Source organism: Gemmatimonadota bacterium (assembly GCA_016713785.1).
Lineage (GTDB): Bacteria > Gemmatimonadota > Gemmatimonadetes > Gemmatimonadales > GWC2-71-9 > JADJOM01.
Genome location: JADJOM010000001.1, coordinates 494,891 through 518,860, shown reverse-complemented (window position 1 = coordinate 518,860; position 23,970 = coordinate 494,891). Strand labels below are relative to the sequence as shown.

The following is a 23,970-nucleotide window of genomic DNA, read 5'->3' as shown; positions in this document are numbered from 1 at the left end:
CGAGGGATGGCGCCGGGGCGCCGTGAACCTGACGGGATGGACCCTGCAACCCGCAACCTGCAGACTGGTGGCAAGCTGATGCCCAGCTCCCCTTCCCGCAAGCGGCTCGCGCTGGCCGGCGTCGCGGCCCTCGCCCTCGCCCTCGCCCGCCCGGCGGCCGCCCAGCAGCCGCCGGCGCCGCCCACCCGCACCTACTGGGTGTACGTCGGGGCCGAGTCGGCCGACCTGCTGCACCGGATCCGGTTCGGGCCGGGCGGCGCGGTGGTGGAGCGCACCATTGCCGCGGGGCAGTCCCCGGCCGAGATGGAGGGCCCGCATGGGCTGCAGATCAGCCGCGACGGGCGGTTCCTTCACGTCACCACCGGCCACGGATCGCCCGACGGCCGGTACTGGCGCTACGCCCTCGGTCCCGACACCCTCGCGGGGCCGGGCATCCTGCTCGGCAACTTCCCCGCCTCCCTCGACGTCACCGCCGACGGGCTCTACGCCTTCATCGTCAACTTCAACCTGCACGGACGGATGGTCCCCTCGTCGGTGTCGGTGGTCTACACGCCGACCCTGACCGAGGTGGCGCGCACCGAGACCTGCACCATGCCGCATGGCAGCCGGCTCTCGCCGGACGGCCGGGCGCAGTACTCCACCTGCATGATGGACGACCAGCTGGTGGAACTCGATGCCGCCACCTTCGAGGTGGCGCGCCGCTTCGGCCTGGCGCGCGGGAGCGAGGGGCCGCTCCCCGCGGTGGCCCCGCCGGCCCACGGCGGCCATGACATGGGCGGCATGATGCCGCGACCCAGCTGCTCGCCGACCTGGGCCCAGCCCGCCGCCGACGGGGCCCACGTTTACGTGGCGTGCAACAAGGCGGACGAGATCGTGGAGGTGGAGCGGGCCGGCTGGCGCATCACCCGCCGGTTCCCGACGGGTCGTGGCCCCTACAACCTGGCGGTGACGCCGGATGGGCGGCTGCTGGTGGCGAGCCTCAAGCAGGGGGGTGGGGTACAGGTGTTTGACCTGGCGCGCGGCCACAGCGTGATGCAGGCGCAGAGCTCCACCACGATCAGTCACGGGGTGGCGATCAGCCCCGATTCCCGCTACGCCTTTGTGAGCAGCGAGGGGGTGGGGGCGGCGCCGGGCACGGTGGACGTCTGGGACCTGGTGGCGCTGGCGCGGGTGGCGTCGGTGGAGGTGGGCCAGCAGGCCGGGGGGATCGCGTTCTGGAAGATGGAGCCGGCGGCGCCGTAGCCGCCGCCGTCAGACCTTGACCCGCCAGACCGGCACCGCCTGGGCGCGGTTCTTGACCGCGAGCGGGTCGCGCGCCTCGACCGGGGGCTTCTCCTTGAGCACCTGGTAGAGCGGGTCGGAGATCAGGATCTCCCCGCCCTTGGCATTGGAGCAGAGCCGGCTGGCCACGTTGACATTGTCGCCGATGACCGTGTATTCCAGCCGCAGGTGGCTGCCGATGTTTCCCGCGAAGGTCTCGCCGTAGTTGATCCCGATCCCCACGCTGATGCTGGGCCGCCCGTCCGCCGTCCACTTGGCGTTGAGCGCGTGGATGGCGCGCTGCATGGCGATCGCCGCCTGCACCGCGCGGTCGGGGTCGTCGGCGTGGGGCACCGGGGCCCCCCAGAGGGCCATGACGGCGTCCCCGATGAACTTGTCGAGGGTGCCGCCGTTGGCGAAGATGATGTCCACCATCTCGGTGAAGTAGTCCGAGAGCAGGCTCGCGATGCTCTCCGGGCTCATGTGTTCCGACATCGTGGTGAAGCCGCGGATGTCGGAGAAGAGGATCGTCACCGGGCGCTTGTCGCCGCCCAGCTTCACCGCCCCCTGCTGCATGGCGATCTCCGCCGCCACGTTCGGCGCGAAGTAGCGCTCGAAGTTGGAGCGGACCATCGCCTCGCGCTGGATCTGCTCGGCGAAGCGGCTGTTCTTGATGGCGATCGCCGCCAGGCCGCCGAACGCGATGAGGAACTGCAGGTCCTCGTCGCTGAAGGAGTTGGTGGCGGTGAGGTTGTCCACGTACAGGATGCCGAGCACCATCTCCGCGCTGGCCATGAGCGGGATGCACATGGCGCTGCGGACGCTCTGCAGCATGATCGACGCCCCGCCCTTGAAGCGGTCGTCGGCCACGGCGTTGTCGGTGAGGATGGCCACCCGCTCCTCCACCGCCTTGCGGGCGATGGATCGCGGCACGTGCTGCGCGGAGCTGTCGCCGAGGCGGCTCTTGGACACCCGCGGCACCAGCTCGCCGCTCTCGGTCTTGAGCAGCACCGACACCCGGTCCACGCCCATGACGTCGAAGGTGGTCTCCACCACCCGGCCCAGCAGCTTGTCGAGGTCGAGCTCGCCGGAGAGCTTCTGCGACACCTCGAGCAGCAGGGAGAGCTTGCGCGCGTTGCGCTCGGCCGTGCTGGCGCCGGCCACCTTGAGCTGGCCCTGGGCGTCGTGGGCGCCGGCGGCCTGGGCCACCTCGCCGACGATGGCCGCCCCCACGTGGCCGCTCATGGCGATCTGCTTGACGATCGTGCCGCCGGGCTGGGGCAGGTTCTGCCCGGTGGTGACCAGCCGCGCGCTGCCCATCTCGGGGGTCTTGAGCTGGAAGACCACCTTGCCGAACGTCACCGAGTCGCCGGCCTCGAGGGTGCCGTCGGTGACCCGCTCGCCATTGATGAACGTGCCGTTGGAGCTGCCCAGGTCCTTGAGCGCGATCGTGGCCTTCCCCACCCGGAGCTCGGCGTGGCGGCGGCTGATCGTCGGATCGAAGATGGGGATGTCGCTCGTGACCGCCCGGCCGACCACGTAGGTATGGTCCGGGATGAGCTCGAAGTCCTGGTCGCCGGTGAAGGAGACGAGCTTGAAAGGCATGGCCTCCAATATACGCGCCCCGGGGAGGGGCCGCATGTCCGCGGGCCGGCGGCCCGGCCGGGCCTAGGGCCCGCGCGCCCCCGCGAGGCCGAGCGCCGCGAGCACCGCCCGCGCCTTGGCTTCGGTTTCGCGCCACTCCGCCGCGGCCTCGGAGTCCGCGACGATCCCGGCGCCGGCCTGCACCCAGGCGCGGCCACCCCGCATCACCACGGTGCGGATGGCGATGGCCGTGTCCAGGGTGCGCGCCCCCCAGCCGACGTACCCTACCGCGCCGGCGTAGGGCCCCCGCCGCGTGGGCTCCAGGGCGTCGATGATCTCCATGGCCCGCACCTTGGGCGCGCCGCTCACGGTGCCCGCCGGGAAGCACGCGCCGAGGGCGGCCAGCGCGTCGAGCTCCTCGCGCAGCCGGCCGCGCACCTCGCTCACCAGGTGCATCACGTGCGAGTACCGCTCCACCACCATGAAGGCCGTGAGCCGCACCGTGCCGAACGCCGCCACCCGGCCCACGTCGTTCCGGCCCAGATCCACCAGCATCAGGTGTTCCGCGCGTTCCTTCGGGTCGGCCTCCAGCTCCGCCTGCAGCGCCTGGTCCTCCGCGGCGGTGGCGCCACGGGGCCGGGTGCCGGCGATCGGGCGCACGGTGACCTCGCCCTCCTCCACGCGGATCAGCACCTCGGGCGAACTGCCCACCACGTGCAGGTCGTCGAAGTGCAGGAAGTACAGGTACGGCGCCGGGTTGAGCGCGCGGAGGTAGCGGTAGGTGAGGAACGGGTCCGGCGCGTCGAGGTCGATCCGGCGGGACAGCACGGTCTGGAAGGTGTCGCCCGCGGCGATGTGCTCCTGGATGGTGCGCACGCCGTCCTGGTAGGCCTGGTCGCTGAAGGGCGCGGTGGTGGCCGGGATCGGCGCCGCCCCCTCGATGGCCAGCGGCGTCAGGGCCGAGGGCGCGGCCAGACGCGCCAGCCACCCCTCGATCCGCGCGACGGCGCCGTGGTACAGCGCCTCGAGCGCCGCCGGCGACATCCCCGGCGCCACCTCCACGTTCGCGATGATCGTGGCCCGGTTGAACAGGTTGTCGAGCACCAGCAGGGTGTCGGCCACCATGAGCAGCGCGTCGGGGAGCCCGCGGTCGTCGGCCGGGGCGTCGGGCAGCCGCTCCAGGCTGCGCACCACGTCGTAGCCGATGTACCCCACCGCGCCGCCGGTGAAGCGGGGCAGCCCCGGCAGGTCCACCGGGGGGTACTGCCGCATCGTCCGGGCAAGGTGGTCGAGCGGCGCCTCGTCGGTGGCCACGGTGCTCCAGCCAGCGCCCGGGGTCCACCGGCGCACCTCCCGGCCGTGGTAGCTTAGGACTTCGCGGGGGTCGGTGCTGAGGAAGGTGTAGCGGGCCCAGCGCTCGCCCCCTTCCAGGGACTCGAGCAGGAAGCCGTAGCGCCCCTGGTGCAGCTTGGCGAACGCGGCCACCGGCGTGTCGCCGTCGAGCACCACCTGGCGGACCACGGGCACCATGCCCGGCGTGGCGCGGGCCAGGAAGTCGGGGAGCGAGCTGAAGCCGGGAGCCATGACGCGGGAGCCGTGGGCTGGGGAGGGTCGGGTGACGCGAGGGCCGAAACCTACCGCCCGCGGGCCCGTCGCGCGACTCACGCTAGCGGGGCGCCGCCAGCAGGTAGGTGCCGGGGCCGCGCAGCGGCGCCTCCAGGTTGTCGGAGGCGGGCCGGCTGCTCGGCAGCACCCCCCAGCGGCCGTCGTCCAGCCGGACCAGCACCACCAGCGCGCGCTCGAACCGGGCCAGGCTGCCGTACCGGGCCACGCCGGCGGCCGGCGCGGCGAAGTGCACCGGGTACTTGAACCGCAGCCGCGCCCCCGTGTCCGGCGGGATCGTGCTGGTGAGGGTCAGGCCGTACAGCCCGGGGGCGGGGGCGACGCTCACGGTCACGCTTTCCGGCGTGCCCGCGGCGGCGAACGCCGCGGCCGGGAACGCGAGCTCCACGAACACGGTATTGTCCGGGGGGCCGTGCCGCAGGATGATGGTCCGGGGCCGGCCCGTGGCGAAGGTCACGGTGGTGTCGCTGGGCGTCACGCCGGCCACTTCCAGCGGGAAGAGCTCGTCCGCCGGGAGCACCCGGCCGACCGCGGGGGGCACGGCGTCGGGTGTGCCCCCGGTGGCGGCGGGCGCCCGGCCGCAGGCCAGGGCCAGGGCGAGCAGCGGCGGGACGAGGCGGGATGGAGGGATCACGGCTGCAACTTACCACGAGGCGGCAGCGAGCGGATGCTTCGACGGCACGGACGCGGGGGACACGGGATCCGGGGGCGACTCGGTGCCGCGCTGCTGCTGGCGGCGCTCGGCGGCGCGCCGGCGGCGGCGCAGGGCTGGGACGATTCCACCACCCTGGCGCTGGTGGGGCGCGCCATGGCCGCGCGGCAGCGCGCCGAGCCGGATTCCACCCTGCGGAGCTACCACACCACGGCGCACGGCTTCGTCTTCTTCCTGGGCCAGGCGGGTCGCGACCTCGCCGCCGCGCCCCGCCTCATCAAGGCCGACGAGCTGCTGGTGGACGTCTACTGGCAGGCGCCCGACCTGCACCGCCAGGTGATCCGCGGCTGGCGCGACGGCCGCTGGCTCCCCACCGACATCAATTACCACCGCGACCACCTTGGCATCGTCACCAACAACTTCGGTGACCGCATCCGCATCGGCGAAGGGGACGAGGTCCGCGACGTCATCCACCCCCTCGCCCCGGAGGGGCCGGCCGCCTACCACTTCCGCCTCGCCGACTCCCTCGAGCTGCGCACCCAGGAGGGCGCCCGCCGGCTGCATGAGGTGCTGGTGCGTCCCCGCGATCCGGCGGCGCCCCGGGTGATCGGCACCCTCTCGCTCGACGCCACCAGCGGTGACCTGGTGCGCTTCCGGTTCAGCTTCACCGCCGCCGCCTACCTCGACCGCTCCATCGAGGACCTGAGCGTGCGCCTGGAGAACGCCCGGGTGGAGGGCCGCTGGTGGCTGCCATGGCGCCAGGAGATCGAGATCCGCCGCCGGCTCACCTGGCTCGACCTCCCCGCGCGGTCCATCATCCGGGGACGCTGGGAGATCGGCGAATACGAACTCAACGCCGGGGTGCCCCAGGTGGTGCGGCTCGGCCCCGCGGTGGGCGGACTCCGCGCGCCGGCGGAGAGCACCGCCACCTGGGATGCACCGCTCGCCGCAGCGATCCAGGAGGTGGCACGCCCCGTGGCGCAGGGCGACCTCGATGCCCTCCGCGACGAGGTGGCCCGCCTGGCCCCGGGGCAGCACCTGAGCGGCCTCGCCCGCTCCCGGCTCGGAATCTCGGCCATCAGCGACCTGGTCCGGGTGAACCGGGTGCAGGGCCTCACCCTGGGCCTCGGGTTCCGCTTCGCCCTCGGACCCGCCGCCGCCCTGCTGCCGCGCGCCGCGATCGGGACCGCCGACGGCCGCCTGACCGGCGGCGCGACCCTCGAACTGGGACGGGGCGCCACCGCGGCCACCCTCACCGCCGCCCGGGCCATCGCCGATCTCGGCGACACGCCGGTGGTCTCGGGCGTGGTCAACTCGCTGCTCGCGCAGGAGGGGGGGCGCGACCTCGGCGACTATGTCCGGCTCGACCAGGTGGGCCTGACCGTGGCCCGGCGGCTCGGTGGCTCGGTTGCCAGCAGGGTGGAGGGCGGGGTGGCGGTGGAGCGGACCCGGTCCGTGGCGGTGGAGGCCACGCCCGCCTCCGGCAGCTACCGCCCCAACCCGGCCCTTGGTGCCGGGACGGTGGGCGTGGGGCGGCTCGGCGTGGTGCTGGGTGCCGCCCGGCTCGATCGCGACGCCTCCCACCGGCTCGAGGTCCGGGTCGAGGGTGGCACCGGGGACCGGGACTACGGACGGCTCACGGCGGGTGTGGACCTGCGGCGGCCCGCCGGGCCCGGTGTGGTGGCGGTTCACCTGGAGGGGGGCGCCGGCAGCCGCGAGCTGCCCGCCTCTCGGAGCTTTGCGCTGGGAGGCTGGGGCACCCTGCCCGGGGTCGGCTTCCGGGCCATCGGAGGCCGCCGGTACGCCCTCGGCCGACTGGAATACCGCCTGGCCGCGCCCGCGCCGGCCATTCCGCTCGGACCCTACGTCTCAACCGGCAACCGGCTGGTGCTCGCGCCGTTCCTGGCCACCGGGGTGGCTGGAGGAGGGGTGGCTGGGGTCCCCTGGCGGGCCAGCGGCCGGCTGCAGCCGGTGGCGGGGGTCGGGCTGGAGCTCTTCCACCGGCTGCTCCGGGTCGAAACCGGGGTCTCGCTGCGCACCGGCCGGGTGGGTCTCTCGGTGGATGTGGAGCGGGAGTGGTGGGAGATCCTGTAGGCCACTCCCCGGGGGTCCCCGGGTGCCTTAGGTTTCTTCCATTGCCCCTGAGTAACCGATTCTCCCGCTTGGGCTTGCATGCAGTTTACTGACGAGTGGCTGGTCCCGACCATCGAGAAGCTGCTCAACCCCGAGGTGCTGATCAAGCTCCGGGGTGAGCTGGCCAAGGACCCGCAGTCGCTCTGGGCGACGGTGGTCCAGCGCAAGCTCGTCAGCGATGACGAGATCCTCCGCGCGGCGGCGGCCCGGTTCCGGCTGCCGGTGGCCGACCTCAGCAGCCTCGACCGTACCATGCGCGACCTGGTCCCCGAGCCGCTGGTGCGCCGTTTCGGGATCCTCCCACTGCGGCAGACCGAGGCGCTGCTCGAGATCGCCACCGCCAATCCCTTCGACATCGACGCGGAGAAGGACCTCGCCTTCGCCACCGGGCGGGAGGTGCGGTCATTCCTCTGCTCCCCGCTCAAGATCCGGGAGCGGATGGACGAGCTGTACCGGGGCGGTGGCTCCGACGTGATGGCGCAGCTGCTCGGCGGCATGGACGGTGACCTGCAGGTCACCCAGCTCGACGACCATGACAGCGTCACCGACCTCGCCGCCTCGGCGGAGGAGGCGAGCCAGCGCCCGGTGGTGCGGCTGGTGGATCTCATGCTCTCCGACGGCATCCTGGCCCGGGCGAGCGACATCCACATCGAGCCGGGCGAGGCCGGGGTGGCGGTGCGCTACCGCATCGACGGCGTGCTGCGGCAGGTGATGAACATCCCGCGGACCGCGGGGGCGCCGCTCATCTCACGCATCAAGATCATGTCGGGGCTCGACATCGCCGACCGGCTGCGGCCGCAGGACGGGCGCGCCCGGGTGGCGGTGAACGGCGCGCCGGTGGACCTGCGCGTCTCGACGCTGCCGGCCTCCATGGGCGAGAAGGTGGTGATCCGGATCCTGAACGCCCGGGCCACCGTGCTCACCCTCGAGTCGCTCGGCATGTCGGTAGACGAGCGGGCCCAGATGCAGGCCCTGCTCAACAACAAGGAAGGCGTCATCCTGGTCACCGGGCCCACCGGCTCGGGCAAGACCACCACGCTCTATTCCATGCTCCGCATGGTGCAGAGCGAGGGCGTGAACATCGTCACGGTCGAGGACCCGGTCGAATACCGGCTGGGCAAGGGCATCGTGCAGGTGCAGGTGCACGAGAAGGCGGGGCTCACCTTCGCGTCGGCGCTGCGCTCGATCCTGCGGCAGGACCCCGACGTGGTGCTGGTGGGCGAGATCCGCGACCGCGAGACCGCCCAGATCGCGGTACAGGCGTCGCTGACCGGCCACCTGGTGCTCTCCACCCTGCACACCAACGACGCGGCCAATGCCGTCACCCGCCTGGTGGACATGGGGATCGAGGCCTACAAGCTGGCCTCGGCGCTCCGCGGGGTCATCGCGCAGCGGCTCATGCGGAAGCTGTGCGTCACCTGCAAGGAGCCGAGCGATCAGCCGCCCCCGGAGCGGATCCTGCGCTTCATCCCGGCGGGGACCCCGATCTACCGCCCGGTGGGCTGCCCCGACTGCTCCATGACCGGCTACCGCGGCCGGTTCAGCGTGGTCGAGGTGCTGACCATGAACATCGAGCTGGAGCGGCTGATCGGCGCCGGCGGCACCGCGGAGAAGATCGCGGAGGCGGCGCGGGCCAACGGGATGCGCTCGCTGTTCGACAGCGGCCTCAAGCACGTCCTCGCCGGCGAGACCAGCACGGACGAACTGCTCCGCGTGGTGGACGTGCCCATGGTCGAGGGCGGCGCCACCGGCACCGGCACGGTGACCGCGCCGCGCACCTCCGGCGCCACCTCGGCGCCCAAGGCCCCCGAGGCCCCGGCGCGGAAGACGCCGACCTCCAACCCGATCGTACCGCCGGCGGCGCCCGCCGCCGCGGCCGTGCTGGAGCCGCCGGCCCGCCGCCCACCCGAGGCCGACCTCTCCACCGCCTTCGACCTCCTCGAGGAGGAGGACGCCGTGGAAGTCTCCGGCGTCCGGCGCGCGCTCAAGGGAATCTCGGTGCTGCTGGTGGACGACGAGGACGTGCTGCGGAAGGTCATGAAGGACCTGCTCACCCGCGACGGGTACCAGGTGGTGGAGGCCGCCACTGGCCTCGAGGCGCTCGACCAGGTGGACCGGCACGCGCCCGACATCATCGTGCTCGACCTCAACCTCCCCGGGCTCGACGGCTACTCGGTGCTCAAGGAGCTGCGCACCCGGCCCGCCACCTCGCGGATCCCGGTGATCGTCCTGACCGCCAAGGGCGACGAGGACAACGAGGTGCGCGTCTTCGAGCTGGGCGCCGACGACTTCCTGAGCAAGCCCTTCCGCGCCAAGGCCCTCTCCAAGCGGCTCGAAGTCGTCCTCGGGCGCCGCAAGTAGGGACGCCCGTGACGCTGCCCGATCCCGCGCCCGCGCTGGGCCTGCTCAAGCCGTCGGTGCGCGCCCTCGCGGCGTACACGCTCGAGGCGCCGGTCACCGCCCGCAAGCTCAACCAGAACGAGGCGCCCGCCGACCTGCCCCCGCACCTCAAGGCGGAGGTGCTGGCGCGGGCCGCCGCCGCCCCGTGGCACCGCTACCCCGACTTTGCGCCCATGGAGCTGGCGGGCGCCATCGCGGCCCGGCACGGCTGGGATCCCGCCGGGGTGCTGGTGGGGAACGGCTCCAACGAGGTGATCCAGGCCACCCTCGCGGTGAGCGTGGGCGAGGGCGACGCCGTGGTGGCGCCCGCCCCGACCTTCGCGCTCTACCGGCTGCTCACCGGGGTGGCCGGCGGGCGCTACGTGCCGGTGGCCCTCGGGCCCGGCTTCGGCTACGACGTGGACGCGCTCATCGCCGCCGCGCGGGAGGAACGGGCCCGGGTGGTGGTGCTCAACTCGCCCAACAACCCCACCGGGTCCGCGCTGCCGTCGGGCGCCGTGGAGCAGATCCTGGCGGGGACGGGCGCGCTCGTGGTCTGCGACGAGGCCTACCAGGAGTTCGGCGGGCCGAGCGCCATCCCGCTGCTGCGGCAGTCGCCGCGGGTGGTGGTGCTGCGCACCTTCTCCAAGGCGTTCGGCCTGGCGGGGCTGCGCTTCGGCTATGCGCTGGCCCACCCGGCGGTGGCCCGTGAGATCGCCAAGGCCAAGCTGCCCTACAACGTCAACGCCATCACGCTGGCGGCGGCGGCGGTGGCCCTGGCGCACGAGGACGAGTTTGCCGCGCGCACCCGGGCGGTGATCGCCGAGCGGGAGCGCTTCCAGCCGCGGCTGGCGGCGCTGCCCGGCGTCACCATGTTCCCGAGCGCGGCCAACTTCGTGCTGTTCCGCTGCGAGCGGGTGCCGGCGCGGGAGGTGTTCCGGCGCCTGGTGGAGGACCATGGCATCCTCATCCGGGATGTCTCCGGCGGGGCGGGGCTGGCGGAGTGCCTGCGGGTGTCCATCGGCACGCCGGAGGACATGGACGCGGTGCTCGCGGCGCTGCAGGTGATCCTCGGCGGCTAGGCGGCAGGCATGCAGGTCTTGCGACGGGACGGGCCACGATGACCAGGACGGCGGAAGTCACCCGCGACACCAAGGAAACCCGGATCCGGGTGCGCGTCGACCTCGACGGCACCGGGCGCGTCAGCGCCCGCACCGGCATCGGCTTCTTCGACCACATGCTCGACGCGCTGGGCCGCCACGCCCTGCTCGACCTCGAGGTGGAATGCACCGGTGACCTCCATGTCGATGGCCACCACACGGTCGAGGACACCGGCATCGTGCTCGGCCAGGCCATCGCCAAGGCCCTCGGCGATCGCGCCGGCATCCGGCGCTACGCCGACGCCACGGTGCCGCTCGACGAGGCGCTGGTGCGCGCGGTGGTGGACGTCTCGGGGCGGCCCTACCTCGCCTACCACGTCGAGATCGCCAGGTGGCAGATGCTGGGCGACTACGACGTCTTCCTGACCCCGGAATTCTTCCGGGCGCTGGTCCTCAACGCCGGGCTCACCGTGCACCTGGACCTGCTCCGCGGCGAGAACCCCCACCACATCGTCGAGGCCGCGTTCAAGGCCTTTGCCCGCGCGCTCGACCACGCCACCAGCCGCGACCCCCGCGTCGATGGGGTCCCCAGCACCAAGGGCGCCCTGTGATCGCCGTGGTGGACTACGGGGTGAACAACCTGCGCAGCGTGGTCCGGGCGGTCGAGGCCGGCGGTCACGCGGCCACCCTCACCGCCGACCCCGACCAGGTCCGCCGCGCCGACCGCGTCCTCATGCCCGGGGTCGGCAACTTCGGGCAGGCCGTCCCGAACCTCGCCCGCTCGGGACTCGGCGCGGCGGTGCAGGAGGTGGCGCGCGCCGGCCGGCCGGTCATGGGCATCTGCCTTGGCCAGCAGCTCTTCTTCGCCGCGAGCGAGGAGGCCCCCGGGGTCGCGGGCCTCGGCCTCCTGCCGGGAACGGTGCGGCGCTTCACCACCGCGCTGCCGGTGCCCCACGTGGGCTGGGCCGGGGTGCGGCTCACCCCCGACGGGGAGCGGCACGCCATGCTCGCCGGCCTCTTCCACGGCGAGATGCAGTTCTTCTACCACGTGCACTCCTACCATCCCGCCGACCTGCCCCCCGGCGTCGCCCTGGCCACCGCGGAGTACGATGGCGCCTTCCCCACGCTGGTCGGGGCGGGCAACGTGGTCGGCGCGCAGTTCCACCCCGAGAAGTCCCAGCGGATGGGCATCGCGCTGCTGGCGCGCTTCGCCGAGTGGCGCCCATGACCACCTTCCGGGTGGCCTTCGTGGACGTCTACGTGCTGCGCGAGGGCGTCACCGGCCTCGAGACGCTGGCGCTGCGCCGGGGCGCCGGCGGGCGCTGTCCCGGCGCGTGGGAGGTGGTGCATGGCAGCATCGAACCCGGCGAGGCGCCGGTGCAGGCGGCGCTCCGGGAACTCCGGGAGGAGACCGGGCTGGTGCCCGCGCGCTGCTACAACCTGAGCCGGGTGGAGTCGTTCTACCGCCACAGCACCGACGAGGTGGGGTTCATCCCGGTGTTCGCCGTGTTCATCGACGATGCGCCGGTGGTGCTCTCCGCCGAGCACGATGCCTTCGAGTGGCTCCCCGTGCCGGCAGCGCTGGCCCGGCTGGCCTGGCCGCGCGAGCGCCGCGGCCTCGAGGACATCCAGGTGCTGCTGGCCCGGGGCACCGCGGGCCCGCTCGACGACGTGCTCGCGGTGGCGCTGCCACCCGGCCGCGTGGGGGGCTGACCCGATGCTCGCGCGCCGGATCATCCCCTGCCTCGACGTGGCCAACGGCCGGGTGGTGAAGGGGGTCCACTTCGAGTCGTTGCGGGATGCCGGCGACCCGGTGGAGCAGGCCGCCCGCTACGACGCCGAGGGCGCCGACGAGCTGGTGTTCCTGGACATCTCCGCCAGCCACGAGGCGCGGGAGACCATGCTCGGGATCGTCTCCCGGGTGGCCGACACCATCTTCATCCCGTTCACCGTGGGGGGCGGGATCCGCTCGGTGGAGGACGCGGGACGCGCCCTCCGCGCCGGCGCGGACAAGGTGGCGGTGAACACCGCGGCCGTGCGCGACCCCCAGCTGGTGCGTCGCCTCGCGGAGGCCTTCGGGTCCCAGTGCGTGGTGGCGGCGGTCGACGTCCGGCGCACGCCGGGCGCCGGCTGGCAGGTGCACGTCACCGGCGGCCGCGAGCCCACGCCGCTGGAGGGCCTCGCCTGGATGGCCGAGCTGCAGGGGCTGGGGGCGGGCGAGATCCTGCTCACCTCGATGGACCGGGACGGCACCCAGCGCGGCTACGACCTCGACCTGCTCCGCGCCGCGGCCGCGGCGGTCCGGATTCCCGTGATCGCCTCCGGCGGCGCCGGGAACCTGGAGCACCTCGCCGAGGCCTTCGACGCCGGGGCGCACGGCGTCCTGGCGGCGTCCATCTTCCACTACCAGGGCCGCTCCCTGCCGGAGGCGCGCGCCTTCCTCCGCCAGCGCGGCATACCGGTGCGGCCATGATTCGATTGTCCAACGCCCTGCTGTGGCCGGTCCTGCTGGCCGCCGCGGCCCCCAGCCGGGCCGCGGAGCCGCCCGGCCGCCGCGCCGCGGTCTACGCCCCCTGCGTCCGCCTCGACAAGGCGGGCACGGTGGTGAGCGGTGAGGTGAAGATCTGCCCCGGACGCTATCGTGTCCCCGACCGCACGGAGCGGGGCGTGCTGGTGGTGAGCGGCTCGGGCACCCGCATCGACCTGACGGGCGTCACGCTCGAGAGCGGCGACACCGTCCCCGCCGCGTTCACCGGCATCGGCATCCTGAGCCGCGGGGCGGACAGCATCACGGTGCGCGGCGGGCGCATCCGCGGCTTCCGCTACGGCATCCGGATCGAGGGGGGGCAGGGGCACCGGGTGAGCGGGATCAACCTCTCCGGCTCCCGCGCCCAGGCGCTGCGCTCCACCCCCGAGCGGTTCGACGAGGGCGACTGGCTGGACATCTTCCGGCCCGACACCTTCGAGAGCTACGGGGCCGGGCTTTACCTCAAGCGCACCCGGCGCGCCCAGGTCACCGGGGTGATCGCGCAGGGCAGCCAGAACGGGATCGGGCTGTCCGAGAGCCGCGAGGCCTGGATCGCCGACAATGACGTGTCCGGCAACTCGGGGTGGGGCATCCACCTGTGGAAGTCCGCGCGCAACACGATCGTCCGCAACAACGCCTCCCGCAACGTGCGCTGCGAATCCCCGGCCTACCGCCGGGGCTGTGACAGCGCCGCCCTGCTGCTGCGCGAGCAGAGCGACTCCAACCTGGTGGCCGACAACGACCTCACCTGGTCCGGCGACGGCTTCTTCCTGAGCGGCCAGCGGCCGCAGGTGGGGCCCTCGATCGGCAACATGGTGCTCCGGAACGACGCCAGTCACGCCTACCACAACGCCTTCGAGGCGACCTTCAGCGCCTGGAACAGCTTCATCGAGAACCGGGCCGACTCGAGCGACTACGGCTTCTGGCTCGGCTACTCGCGCGGCAGCGTGGTCCGGGGCAACCTCATCCTCGGCACCCGGAGCGCGGGCATCGCCATCGAGCACGGGGGGGAGAACGCGCTGGCGGAGAACACGATCATCGGCGGGGCCCTGGGCATCCGGCTGTTCGCGCCCCGGGCCGATGACGAACCCAGCACCGACTACCGGGTGGACGACAACACCATCGCCCGGGTGGAGCGGGGCATCGTGCTCGAGCGCACCACCCGCGTCCGCATCCGCGGTAACCTCTTCGACGGGGTACAGGACGGGCTGGTGGTGGATGGCGCCGGCAGCAGCACCCTGGTGAGCGGCAACGTGTTCCTCTCCGCGCGGCGCTGGCTCATTGATGCCGCGGAACTCGAGGCCGGCGGGAACTACTGGGGCCCCCGGGACCCGGCCGCGGCCCAGCGCCAGGTGCGTGGCCGGGTGCTGCTGCAGCCCTTCCTCCGCGCCCAGGACGCGGGGTACTGAGCGTCAGTCGAGGTCGTTCGCGTAGCTCACGAACTTCCACCGTCCCCGGCGCTCGATCACCAGGCCGAAGACCCGGCCCTCGCTGGTATCGGCGTGGCCGGTCCGGAGGCGCACGAGACAGGGCCCGTAGACCCGGTTCTCCCCCTGCCGGCTCGCCTCGCCCTCGCACCGCTCGCCCACGAACTCGAGGGGACGCCCGCCAAGCCGCTCCAGGACGTTGTGCAGACCCTTGCCATCCTGGGCGTGGTGGGTCAGCCAGTAGGTCGCGGGATCCAGGTCATACGGGGGGAGCGCCTGCGGGTTGGTGGGATAGTAGAGCCAGGCGAATTCCGCCCGTGACAGACGCAGGCTGGCCAGGGTCGCGCTGTCCCGGGCAGCCACTGCATCGAGGAAGGCGCGGACCAGCGCTTCACGGGTCGGGGCACCTCCCTGCAGCTCCGCCACCGAATCGAGCCCCTCGCGGAAGCGCCTGAGTTCGACCTGGCGGACACTGTCGGGGGTGTAGCTCGTCCCAGGGCCGGCCGGCGGGGCCCCGCCCGGGTGGGCGTCGCGGTCCTGGCAGCCGGCCAGCAGGGCGAGGGCAAGCAGGGCGCCGCGGGGCACAGTCAACAGCATGAACACTCTCCTCGGGATGGGCCGGCACGGCAACGCCCGGCGGGTGCGAGGCCCCTGCCGGGCGTGCCGAGCGAACGGTGCGCTCAGTTCGCGTAGTAGGCGGTCCAGCCACTCCACCACGCCACACCCGCGGGATCACCGGCGCCGATGTAGGTGGTGTTGGCCCAGGTGCCGCCGAAGTAGCCGGTCACCTTGCCCGCCGTGACCGTGCCGCCGCCAGCCGCCGCGGGTCCGCCGGCCTTCGGAGTCCAGTCCAGGCTCCCGGTGGTCAGGTTGAGGCCCAGCAGCGTGTCGGCGAGGACGGTGCCGGCGAACGCCTGGTGGGTGCCGATCTGGCCGGCCGGGAAGTTGGCGACCGTCCCGAAGCCTGAGCCACCCACGGTGTCGTAGTTGAAGCCGTTCTGCGCCAGCACCAGGTTCGAGAGGTGCAGGGAATCGCGCTGGACGAACAGGGTGTCGGTCCAGGCGTCGCGGATGTTGATGCCGATGCCGGGCCAGCGGGCGATGATCCCGTTCACGAACCAGCCCCCGCTGCCGCGCCGGATGACCGCCCCGTTGCCGTCCGCCGGGAAGCCGGCCAGTCCGCCCGGCCCGATCACGGTGAAGTTGGCGAAGACCGGATTCGAGTACGGGGTGCTGGCGCCGGTCGCGCCCAGGGTGCAGCCGCTCACGCCCGGGTCGCAGCCGTCGCCCTCGAAGCCGCGCGGGTCGGAGGAGAGGACACCCGCGCCCGGCCGCGGCGCGAGACGCGCAGACTGCAGTGCGATCATGAACTGGTTCCGGCCACGGTATCCTTCGCTCCAGTCGAAATGGTCGTCGCCCGACTCATAGGAGATCAGGTAGCGCCCGTCCACCGCGCCGCCCCAGTACTCGAACGAATCGTCGAGGCCAGCCATCGTCTGGATGTACTCGTAGGTCGTGCCCCGGCCGACCGCGTAACTCGACAGCGCATTGAGTTCCTGGCCGGCGCCGTTGGAGATGTCGTACCCGGCAAACTCGATCCGGACGTAGCGCAGGGTGCCGCTGTCGTCGGCGTCGTCACTCCCGCCGGCGTAGTTCTCGGAGGTGGCGGCGTCGCCCTCGGTGAGGATCGTGGCACCGGTCCGGTTGATGGTGCCGTTGCCGATGATGATCAGCCCGCCCCAGTCGCCCGGGGCCCGGTTGCCGGCGCTCCGCGCCGAGGTGAAGACAATGGGCTGGGATGCGGAACCGGTGGCCTCGATGCTGGCGCCCCGCAGGATCCAGAGCGAGCTCCCGGGGACCGTCGTGTCGCCCAGCAGCACCGTGCCGGCGGGGATGGTCAGGGTGGCACCGGCCTGCACCTTGACGTACCCGCTGATCGTGTAGGTGGTATCTGCGGACAGCGACCGATCCGCGGCGATGTTGCCGGTCAGCGTGGCCTCGCCGGGGGTCGGGTTCGGGCCGCCACCACCGTTGTCATCGTTGCTGCAGGCGCCGAGGGCGGCGGCGGCCAGCAGGCCGCCGGCGACCAGGAGGTGGCGGGTACGGGCGATCATCATCAGGAACCCTCTCTTGGAATGAGTACTGGTCAACCGTCGTGACGGGACCGTGTGCGGCGGCAAGTAGCCGTTGTCCGGTCAGGGTCCCGCCTCGGGAACGTCACGATCATGTCAATCGCGCCACTCAGGGGCGCCACGTCAGCCCTACGCCGAACACCCGCCCCGTGTGATACTCCTCTCGCACGACGGCACCCTGGGTGAGCCGGTACGGCTCATTGAGCAGGTTCTTGGCGTCCACCTTGAGCGTCAGGGTGCTGAACAGGGGCGCCTGAACCGAGGCATCCAGCACCTTGCGAGCGCTCTCGTAGGTGTCCGGCAGCGGCTCCTGCCCGGCCTCGGAGATGCGCCGGCCTACCACGTTGAACAGCGCTGTCGCCGACCACCGGCCGCTCCCGTCGGTCCAGCCCAGCCCGGCGTTGACGACGTAGCCGGCCTGGCCCACCATCGGCCGCTCGGGGCTGGTCAGGGCGGAGATGCTGCTGTTCCCCGGGGTGATCCGGGAGTGGATCAGGCTGGTGTTGGCAAAGACGGTCACGTTGCGGAGCGCCGGGGTGAGGACGGCCAGGCTCTTCCGCAGCTCGATCTCCACCCCGTAGTTGTTCGCCCGCTCCGCGTTCACGAAGCTCAGCTGGGGCGCGCCGGTCGTCGCCACCGTGACCCGCTCGATCGGGTCGGAGAAGCGCTTGGCGAAGACGCCGAGGCTCACGACTTCACCCACGCTGGGGTAGAACTCCCACCGGACATCGAAGTTCTGGACCAGGGCCCGCTTGAGATCCGGGTTGCCGTTGATGTCGAGGCCACCGAGCACGTCGAAGGAGGTCACGTCCGCCATCTCGCGGTATTCGGGGCGGCTCAGGGTCTGGGTCGCCGAGAGCCGCAACGTCTGGTCCTCCCGCAGCCGGATGTTCAGGGCCACGGCCGGGAGCACGTCGGTGTTCCGGCGCCGCACCGGCACCTGCACGCCGTTGGCCCGGATGGCGTCGAGGTCGAGCGCCCACCGCTCCACCCGCCCGCCGCCGACGAACGTGATGGCCTGGCTCACCGGGATCTCGAGCTGCACGTAGCCCGCGAAGACGCGGTCCGTCGCGGTGTACCGCCCCGAGCTGGTCCGGGCGGACATCAGCAGCCGACCGGCGAGCGCATTGGCCGCGCCGAACAGCACCTCGGGCGGAGCGGTGAGCTCGGACGCGCTGAGGTTGAAGTTCCGGAGGTCGTAGGCCCGGCTGTCCGCGGCCCGGTCCGTCAGGCGGACGCTGCCCCCCACCTTGACGGACCAGGGCGACCGGCTGTCCCCGAAGTGACGCAGGAGGTTGGTGCCCAGCTCGTAGTTGCTCTCCGTCAGGTCACTGAAGGTCCGCGCCGCCGACTGCCGGATATCCGCCCACTGCGTCGGGGTGACATGCCCCGTGCCGGGCTGCACCGAGGCCTGATAGATGAGGTCGGAGCGGTCCGGCTCGTACCGCCGGGTACGCGCCGCCGTGGCGCTCCAGTCAAGGAAGCTGCGGTCCCCGAACCGGTGCTCGCCCCGGAGCTGGTGGGAGCGGACGCTCCGCTCGGTGAAACTGAGCCGGGTGATGGCCAGCTCGCCCAGCTGGGAAAACTCCTCGTTGACCCCGTGCAGGGCCTTGGCCTCGTTGTCCGCGGACCGGGTGTAGGTGTTGTTGAGCTGCAGCTTGCTCGTCTCCCCGAGCCGGGTGCTCAGATTCAGGAGCCCGCCCCACAGCACCCCGTTCCTGGCGGTACTTCCACGATACTGGTTGATCGGTCCCCCGGTCGTGGCCAGCGCCTTCCGCTCTCCCTCCCGGACCTCCTGGCTGTAGCCATAATTGAAGGAAGCCAGGTAGCCGACCCGCTGACCGAAGAACGGGTCCTCACCGCCCAGCCCCAGGCCGAAGGTGCCGTTCGGCGACCCGTCGGCGCGCCGGGCGCTCCAGACGTCCCGCAGCGACGCGATGTACTGGTTGACCTGGGGCTGGCTCGAGCCCGAGAGGTTGCCGGCTGCCGCAAGTCCCTGCGGCAGCGCCCGCTCCGCGCCGGCGAAGCCCAGCCACTCGCGGCCCGTGGTCGGCGCCTTGGCCAGGGTCTTCCCGGTCGCGGCGTCATTGACCGCCGTGCCGGTGGAAAGGGTGAAGGTGCGCCGGGCGGGAAACTCCCGGGTCTTGAGGTTCACCGAGGCCCCGCTGAAGTCCCCGGACTGATCCGGCGTGAAGGTCTTGGAGGTGGTGATCCCTTCCAGCAGGCTGGCGGGGAAGAGGTCGAGCGGCACCATCTTCTTCTCCGGCTCCGGGCTCGGCACCCGGGCGCCGTTCAGGCTGGTGGTGGTGTAGCGCTCCCCGAGCCCACGGACGAACACATACTTCCCGTCCTGTACCGTCACCCCGCTCACCCGCTGCACCGCCTGGCCGGCGTCGCTGTCGGGGCTCTTGGCGATCTGCTCCTGCGTGACCGCACTCACCACGTTCGGTGCGTACCGCTGCTCCTCCAGGGCCCGGGCGACGCTGCCGCGTTCGGCCGCCGCGGTGACTGCCAGCTCCTCGAGCTCCACCACCTGCACGGCAAGCGTGATGTCCTGGAGGGCCGTGCTCCCGGCGGGTACCACGATGTCCTGCACCAGCTTGGGCTGGTACCCGATGTACCGGGCCCGGACCGAAACGACTCCGGCCGGCACCCGCGCAAGGGTGTAGCGACCGTCGATGGCGGTCTGGGTCCGCACCGCCGTGCCGACAACCTCCAGCACCGCGCCCGCGATCGGGGTTCCCTGTGCGGCGTCGATCACGCGTCCCACGATCCGGCCCTCGCTCTGGGCGGCGAGTCCGGGGGCGTGCAGCGCGACCAGCAGGACGATGGCGAAGGACATCGGGCGGATGGGACGGGAGAACGATCGATGCATGGTCAGCCGCGCGTTGGGGTCAGGGTCGGGCCTCGCCGCCATCGGCGTCCCGGGGGTGCTCAGGGTCAGAAATTCCCCGGCGCGCGTATCGGCGACCTGACCGTTCCGCAACGGATATGTCACGTGCGCAGGCGGGCGGTCCGGCCTGTGCCCCCCAAGACCCCTCTCCGGGTCACGACTCCGTCACGGCGGACGTGACGAGACTTCCTTCCTTTGTGGACGAGTGCCTACACTTCTGGCATGGGTGCCCTGTTCCCGGTCCTCCTCCTGGTCTCGGCCGCGCGACCCACGGCCGACCCTGACAGCGCCCTCCTCCGGGCCGTGCCGTACATCGACGCCGCCGCTCGGGAGCACCTGCGCCGCGAACCGGCGCCGGGCCTGGCGCTGGCCGTCGTGGCCGACGGCCACGTGGTCCTGGTGCGGGCGTACGGGGTGGCCGACCTCGCCAGCGGCGCGGAGGTGACCGCCGGAACCCGGTTTCTGGCCGGGTCGGTGTCCAAGGCGTTCACCGCGGTGGCCCTGCTGCAGCTCCAGGAGGAAGGGCTGCTCGATGTGCGCCGGCCAGTGACGGATTACCTGTCCTGGTTCCGGGTCCGCGGCGCGGACGCCCCGATCACCTTGCACCACCTCCTCACTCACACCGCCGGCCTGCCCCGGGACCGGAGCGATCTCCCCTCCTCGCCGTACACCGCCCTCGCGCTCCGCGACCGGGTCGTCGCGGCCCCTCCGGGCACCCGGTTCGCCTATTCCAACATCGGCTACCAGCTCCTCAGCCTGGTCATCGAGGAGGTCGTGGGCCGCCCCTTTACCCAGACGATCCGGGAACAGGTGCTCGCGCCCCTCGGCCTGGCGCGGACCGACCCCGGGGTCACCCAGGAAGCCCGGCTCACTACCGCGACCGGGTATGAGTACCTCTTCGACGACCGCCCCCCGCTGCCCGGGGAGCCCGTCGTCCCGGCGGCCTGGGGTGAGTACAGCGCCGGGGATGCCAACCTCGTGACCACCGCCCCCGACCTCGGTCGCTTCCTGGCCGCGCTGCTCGACCAGGGGGCGCCGGCCGGGCATCGACTACTGCAGCCGCAGAGCTTTGCCCGCCTGGTCCAGCGAACCGTCCCCGCCCCGGAACTCGGCCCCGGCTCCTACTACGGGTACGGCGTCGTGCTCACGGACATCGAGGGAGATCCGGTCCTCTGGCACAGCGGTGGGATGCCGGGGTTCCGCGCCATGCTCATCGGTGACCTCGATGAGCGGGTGGGCGTGGTGCTCCTGATGAACGGCCCGGGGGCGCCGCGCGCCCTGGGCGAGTACGCCCTCCGGGCGCTTATCGCGGCACGGCGAGGGAAGACACCGCCCCCCGTGCCCGTGGCTGCGCCGGCCGATTCCATCCCCGAGGCCGCCGAGTGGTCCGGGGACTACGCCGATTCCACCGGCCAAGTCCTGGCGGTCCGGAGCGAGGGGGCCCGGCTGCTCCTGCGGGAAGGTGATGCGCGGGTGCGGCTGCTGCGGGGCGGGCCAGACCGCCTGCTGGCCGCCGATTCAGGCTGGTCGCGGTACCCCCTGCGGGGAGTGCGGGAGGGTGGGCGGATCGTCGAGCTGGTGCATGGGCCGCGATGGTTCCGCCGGGTGGGAAGCCCAGCCGCGCCCGCGCGTCGCGCCCCGGCGGACTGGCAGGCCTATGCGGGACACTACCGCGCCCAGGTCCCCTACGACTCGAACGTCCGCGTGGTGGTGCGGCACGGCCAGCTCCTGCTGCTCTCGCCGGAGGGCATCGAGGAGGAGCTGGTGCCGGGGCCGGGCGGGACGTTCCTGGTGGGTGCGGAGGGGCTGGGAGTCGAGCGGGTGCGATTCCTGGACCTGGTCAGCGGCCGGGCGCTCCGGCTCGACCTGTCCGGCACGTCGTACTACCGCGCCACCTCGCCCTGAGCCGCGGGGGCGGCGAGCAGGTCGCCGGCCGCGGCCACGAGGTCGCGCGGCAGGAACGGCCGGGGCAGGGTGCCGTGTCCGCGTTCGCGGCTGCGCGCAGCGAGCTCGGCGTCCCCGGTGGCCACCAGCACGCGCCGGCCCTCGACCACCGGCAACTCCTCCGCCAGCCGGTGCGCGCCGTCCGCCGAGAGCGCGCCGTCCAGCAGAACCACGCCCCACGGCTCCGCGGCCAGCCGCGCGGCACCGTCCGCGGCGCTGCGCGCCACGTGCACCGAGTACCCCGCCGGCTCGAACAGCGCCCGGGCGATCAGCTCGGCCGCCGAATCTCCGTCGATCAGGAGCAGCGATCGGCCACCCGCCGCGGGATCGGCCCGCCCCGTGTCGGGGACGGCGGCCGCGAGTGGCAGCTGGAAGCTGAACTCGGCGCCCCGGCGTCCCGCGGGCGGCGCCTGGTGCCGCAGGCGGCCGCCATGGGATTCGATGATCCGGTAGCTGAGGGAGAGGCCGAGCCCCGTGCCTTCGCCCGGCTCCTTGGTGGTGAAGAAGGGGGTGAAGATCTGGGCCGCGAGGGCCTCGGGCACGCCGGCCCCGGAATCGCGCACCATGACCACGGCATGGCCGTCCTCCGCCGCCGTGAGCAGCGCCACCTCGCGGGGCTCGCCCGGTGGCAGCCCGCGGACGGCGTGGGCCGCGTTGTTCACCAGGTTGAGCAGCACCTGCTGCAGCTCATCGGCGTTGCCCCGCACCGGCAGCGGCGCCGCCGCGCGCTCCTCGCGCAGGGTGATGCCCCGGATGCGCAGCTCGTAGCCCACGAGGAGCGCAGTGCGCGCCACCAGGTCGTTGAGGTCCACCACCTGGTCGCCGGGCGTCCCGCGCCGCGCAAAGGTGAGCAGGTTCCGCACGATGCGCCCCGCCCGCTCCGCCTGGGCGTGGATCACCTCGAGATGCTCCCGGTCCGCGCGCGCCAGCCCCGCCCGCTCCTGCAGGAACTCCGACAGCCCCGCGATGGAGGTGAGCGGGTTGTTGAGCTCGTGTGCCACGCCGGAGACCAGCTGCCCCACCGCGGCCAGCCGTTCGCTCTGGATCAGCTGGGCCTCCAGCGACCGCTGCTCCGTCACGTCCTCCACCAGCACCACCACCGCGGCGTGCTCCGCCGGTTCCGCGAGCGGCGCGGCGGTGAGCCGGAGCATCCGGCCGGTGCCCGCGCTCCGGACCTGCAGCGGCGGCACCCGCTCGCCCCGGCGCGCCGCGCCGATGAGCGCGTCCTCCCCCTCGGGCGCGCCGACCACCATGCTCCAGAAGGGCTGGCCCAGCAGCGCGGAGGGCGGTGCCTGCAGCAGCCGGGCCAGCGCCTGGTTGGCCCGGGCGATCTTCCCGCCGGCGTCGAGCACGCCGATCCCCTCGGTCAGCGCGTTGAACGCCGTTTCCCATTCCTCCTTGGCCTGGCGCACCATCTCGAACAACCGGCTGTTGGCCAGCACCACCGCCACGTGGGTGGCCACGGTGGAGAGGAGCCAGAGGTCCTCGGGGCTGAAGGTGCCCTGTCGCCGGTCGGCCACCGCCAGGACGCCCATGGTGAGGCCGTGGGCCCGGAGCGGCGCCGCCAGCCCGGTGACCACCTGGTGCTCCGGGAGCAGGTAGACGGGATGCGGCTCGGTGCCATTGGTGACCTCGATCCGCTCCGTGATCGTGGCCTGCAGCACCAGGCTCGGCGACGCGTCGGTCACCTGCCGGCCCGCCCACGCCGCGATCGAGCCGTCCGCTGCCGCCACCCGCAGGGTGCCGTCGGCCTCGTCGTACAACAGCACGGCGGCGCCCTCGGCGCTCAGGAACCGGAGGACGTACCGGGCCACCTGCGCGGCGATCCGGTCGCTCTGCAACGACTCGGCCAGCACGTAGCTGAGTTCCTGCAGGGAGAAGATCTCGTTGATCCGGCGGTCCACCTGGCGCCGCAGCGCGCGCTGCTCGTCATCCAGGGCCCGCAGCCGGGCGCGGCCATGCACCAGGTGCGCACCGACCACGCCGAGGGTCACGAACCCGGCCAGCGGGATGACCCAGCCCGGGGGGCGCTGCCACAGGGCCAGGAGCAGGGCCAGGACCGCCGCGGACAGCTGGACCAGTGGCAGCCAGGAGCGTCGCTCCCGGCCCGCCAGGCCGAGCAGCAGGGCACCGATCGCCAGGGCGAGGGCGGGAGCCATCCGCTGCCCGGTCGCGAGCAGCACCACCGCCCCCGCGCACCAGACGGCGGCGGGGAGATAGGCAAGGAGGGAATCGCGGGTCTGGGCCTTCACGGGCCGGGGACGGGTCCGGGTTGGAGTCTCCGGAGGATAGGGGGACGACGGGGCCCCCGCTACG

At 72.8% G+C, this 23,970-nt stretch carries 17 protein-coding genes; 10 read left to right on the top strand and 7 right to left on the bottom strand.

The window, feature by feature from the left end:
• The first annotated feature begins 78 nt into the window (after positions 1-78).
• Positions 79-1,242 carry a YncE family protein gene (locus IPJ95_02275; GenBank protein MBK7922440.1) on the top strand — a complete coding sequence of 388 codons (1,164 nt, stop codon included), beginning with the start codon at positions 79-81 and terminating at the stop codon, positions 1,240-1,242.
• A 9-nt stretch (positions 1,243-1,251) separates the two neighbouring features.
• On the opposite strand, the gene IPJ95_02270 is transcribed toward IPJ95_02275, so the two are convergent.
• The 3 genes from IPJ95_02270 to IPJ95_02260 all read right to left on the bottom strand — a co-directional run bounded on the left by IPJ95_02270 (position 1,252) and on the right by IPJ95_02260 (position 5,101).
• Positions 1,252-2,865 (bottom strand): FHA domain-containing protein, encoded by a 1,614-nt coding sequence (locus IPJ95_02270; protein ID MBK7922439.1) that lies wholly within the window; start codon positions 2,863-2,865, stop codon positions 1,252-1,254.
• 63 nt (positions 2,866-2,928) lie between these two features.
• Positions 2,929-4,428 (bottom strand): chorismate-binding protein, encoded by a 1,500-nt coding sequence (locus tag IPJ95_02265; GenBank protein MBK7922438.1) that lies wholly within the window; start codon positions 4,426-4,428, stop codon positions 2,929-2,931.
• Between the two features lie 82 nt (positions 4,429-4,510).
• Positions 4,511-5,101, bottom strand: coding sequence for a hypothetical protein (locus IPJ95_02260; GenBank protein MBK7922437.1), 591 nt, complete (start codon positions 5,099-5,101; stop codon positions 4,511-4,513).
• 33 nt (positions 5,102-5,134) lie between these two features.
• Between IPJ95_02260 and IPJ95_02255 the strand changes: the two genes are divergently transcribed.
• From IPJ95_02255 to IPJ95_02220, 8 genes are all read left to right on the top strand, one after another.
• Complete coding sequence (locus IPJ95_02255; protein MBK7922436.1) at positions 5,135-7,213, top strand: hypothetical protein; 2,079 nt, start codon at positions 5,135-5,137, stop codon at positions 7,211-7,213.
• 78 nt (positions 7,214-7,291) lie between these two features.
• On the top strand, positions 7,292-9,613 hold the full coding sequence (locus IPJ95_02250; protein MBK7922435.1) for a type II/IV secretion system protein: 2,322 nt from the start codon (positions 7,292-7,294) through the stop codon (positions 9,611-9,613).
• A gap of 8 nt (positions 9,614-9,621) precedes the next feature.
• Positions 9,622-10,713, top strand: a complete 1,092-nt coding sequence (gene hisC / locus IPJ95_02245; GenBank protein MBK7922434.1) for a histidinol-phosphate transaminase — start codon at positions 9,622-9,624, stop codon at positions 10,711-10,713.
• 38 nt (positions 10,714-10,751) lie between these two features.
• Positions 10,752-11,342 (top strand): imidazoleglycerol-phosphate dehydratase HisB, encoded by a 591-nt coding sequence (hisB, locus tag IPJ95_02240; GenBank protein MBK7922433.1) that lies wholly within the window; start codon positions 10,752-10,754, stop codon positions 11,340-11,342.
• Positions 11,339-11,959, top strand: coding sequence for an imidazole glycerol phosphate synthase subunit HisH (hisH, locus tag IPJ95_02235; protein ID MBK7922432.1), 621 nt, complete (start codon positions 11,339-11,341; stop codon positions 11,957-11,959). Before hisB ends, hisH begins: the two co-directional genes overlap by 4 nt.
• On the top strand, positions 11,956-12,444 hold the full coding sequence (locus tag IPJ95_02230; GenBank protein MBK7922431.1) for an NUDIX domain-containing protein: 489 nt from the start codon (positions 11,956-11,958) through the stop codon (positions 12,442-12,444). The genes hisH and IPJ95_02230 overlap by 4 nt, the downstream gene beginning before the upstream one ends.
• 4 nt (positions 12,445-12,448) lie before the next feature.
• A complete protein-coding gene (gene hisF, locus IPJ95_02225; protein MBK7922430.1) occupies positions 12,449-13,204 on the top strand; it encodes an imidazole glycerol phosphate synthase subunit HisF in 756 nt (251 codons plus the stop codon).
• Positions 13,201-14,667, top strand: coding sequence for a right-handed parallel beta-helix repeat-containing protein (locus tag IPJ95_02220; GenBank protein ID MBK7922429.1), 1,467 nt, complete (start codon positions 13,201-13,203; stop codon positions 14,665-14,667). The genes hisF and IPJ95_02220 overlap by 4 nt, the downstream gene beginning before the upstream one ends.
• Before the next feature lie 3 nt (positions 14,668-14,670).
• Here the strand turns inward: IPJ95_02220 and IPJ95_02215 are convergent, their stop codons facing one another.
• The 3 genes from IPJ95_02215 to IPJ95_02205 all read right to left on the bottom strand — a co-directional run bounded on the left by IPJ95_02215 (position 14,671) and on the right by IPJ95_02205 (position 19,692).
• Positions 14,671-15,282, bottom strand: coding sequence for a hypothetical protein (locus IPJ95_02215; GenBank protein MBK7922428.1), 612 nt, complete (start codon positions 15,280-15,282; stop codon positions 14,671-14,673).
• An 83-nt stretch (positions 15,283-15,365) separates the two neighbouring features.
• The gene (locus tag IPJ95_02210) at positions 15,366-16,802 is read right to left on the bottom strand and encodes a hypothetical protein (GenBank protein ID MBK7922427.1); all 1,437 of its coding nucleotides are present in this window, start codon (positions 16,800-16,802) and stop codon (positions 15,366-15,368) included.
• A gap of 124 nt (positions 16,803-16,926) precedes the next feature.
• A complete protein-coding gene (locus tag IPJ95_02205; GenBank protein MBK7922426.1) occupies positions 16,927-19,692 on the bottom strand; it encodes a TonB-dependent receptor in 2,766 nt (921 codons plus the stop codon).
• A 240-nt stretch (positions 19,693-19,932) separates the two neighbouring features.
• On the opposite strand from IPJ95_02205, the gene IPJ95_02200 reads away from it, so the two are divergent.
• The gene (locus IPJ95_02200) at positions 19,933-21,615 is read left to right on the top strand and encodes a beta-lactamase family protein (GenBank protein MBK7922425.1); all 1,683 of its coding nucleotides are present in this window, start codon (positions 19,933-19,935) and stop codon (positions 21,613-21,615) included.
• Here IPJ95_02200 and IPJ95_02195 read toward each other — a convergent pair.
• Complete coding sequence (locus IPJ95_02195) at positions 21,594-23,906, bottom strand: PAS domain-containing protein (GenBank protein ID MBK7922424.1); 2,313 nt, start codon at positions 23,904-23,906, stop codon at positions 21,594-21,596. The two genes, IPJ95_02200 and IPJ95_02195, sit on opposite strands and share 22 nt — an antisense overlap.
• Positions 23,907-23,970 lie beyond the last annotated feature (64 nt).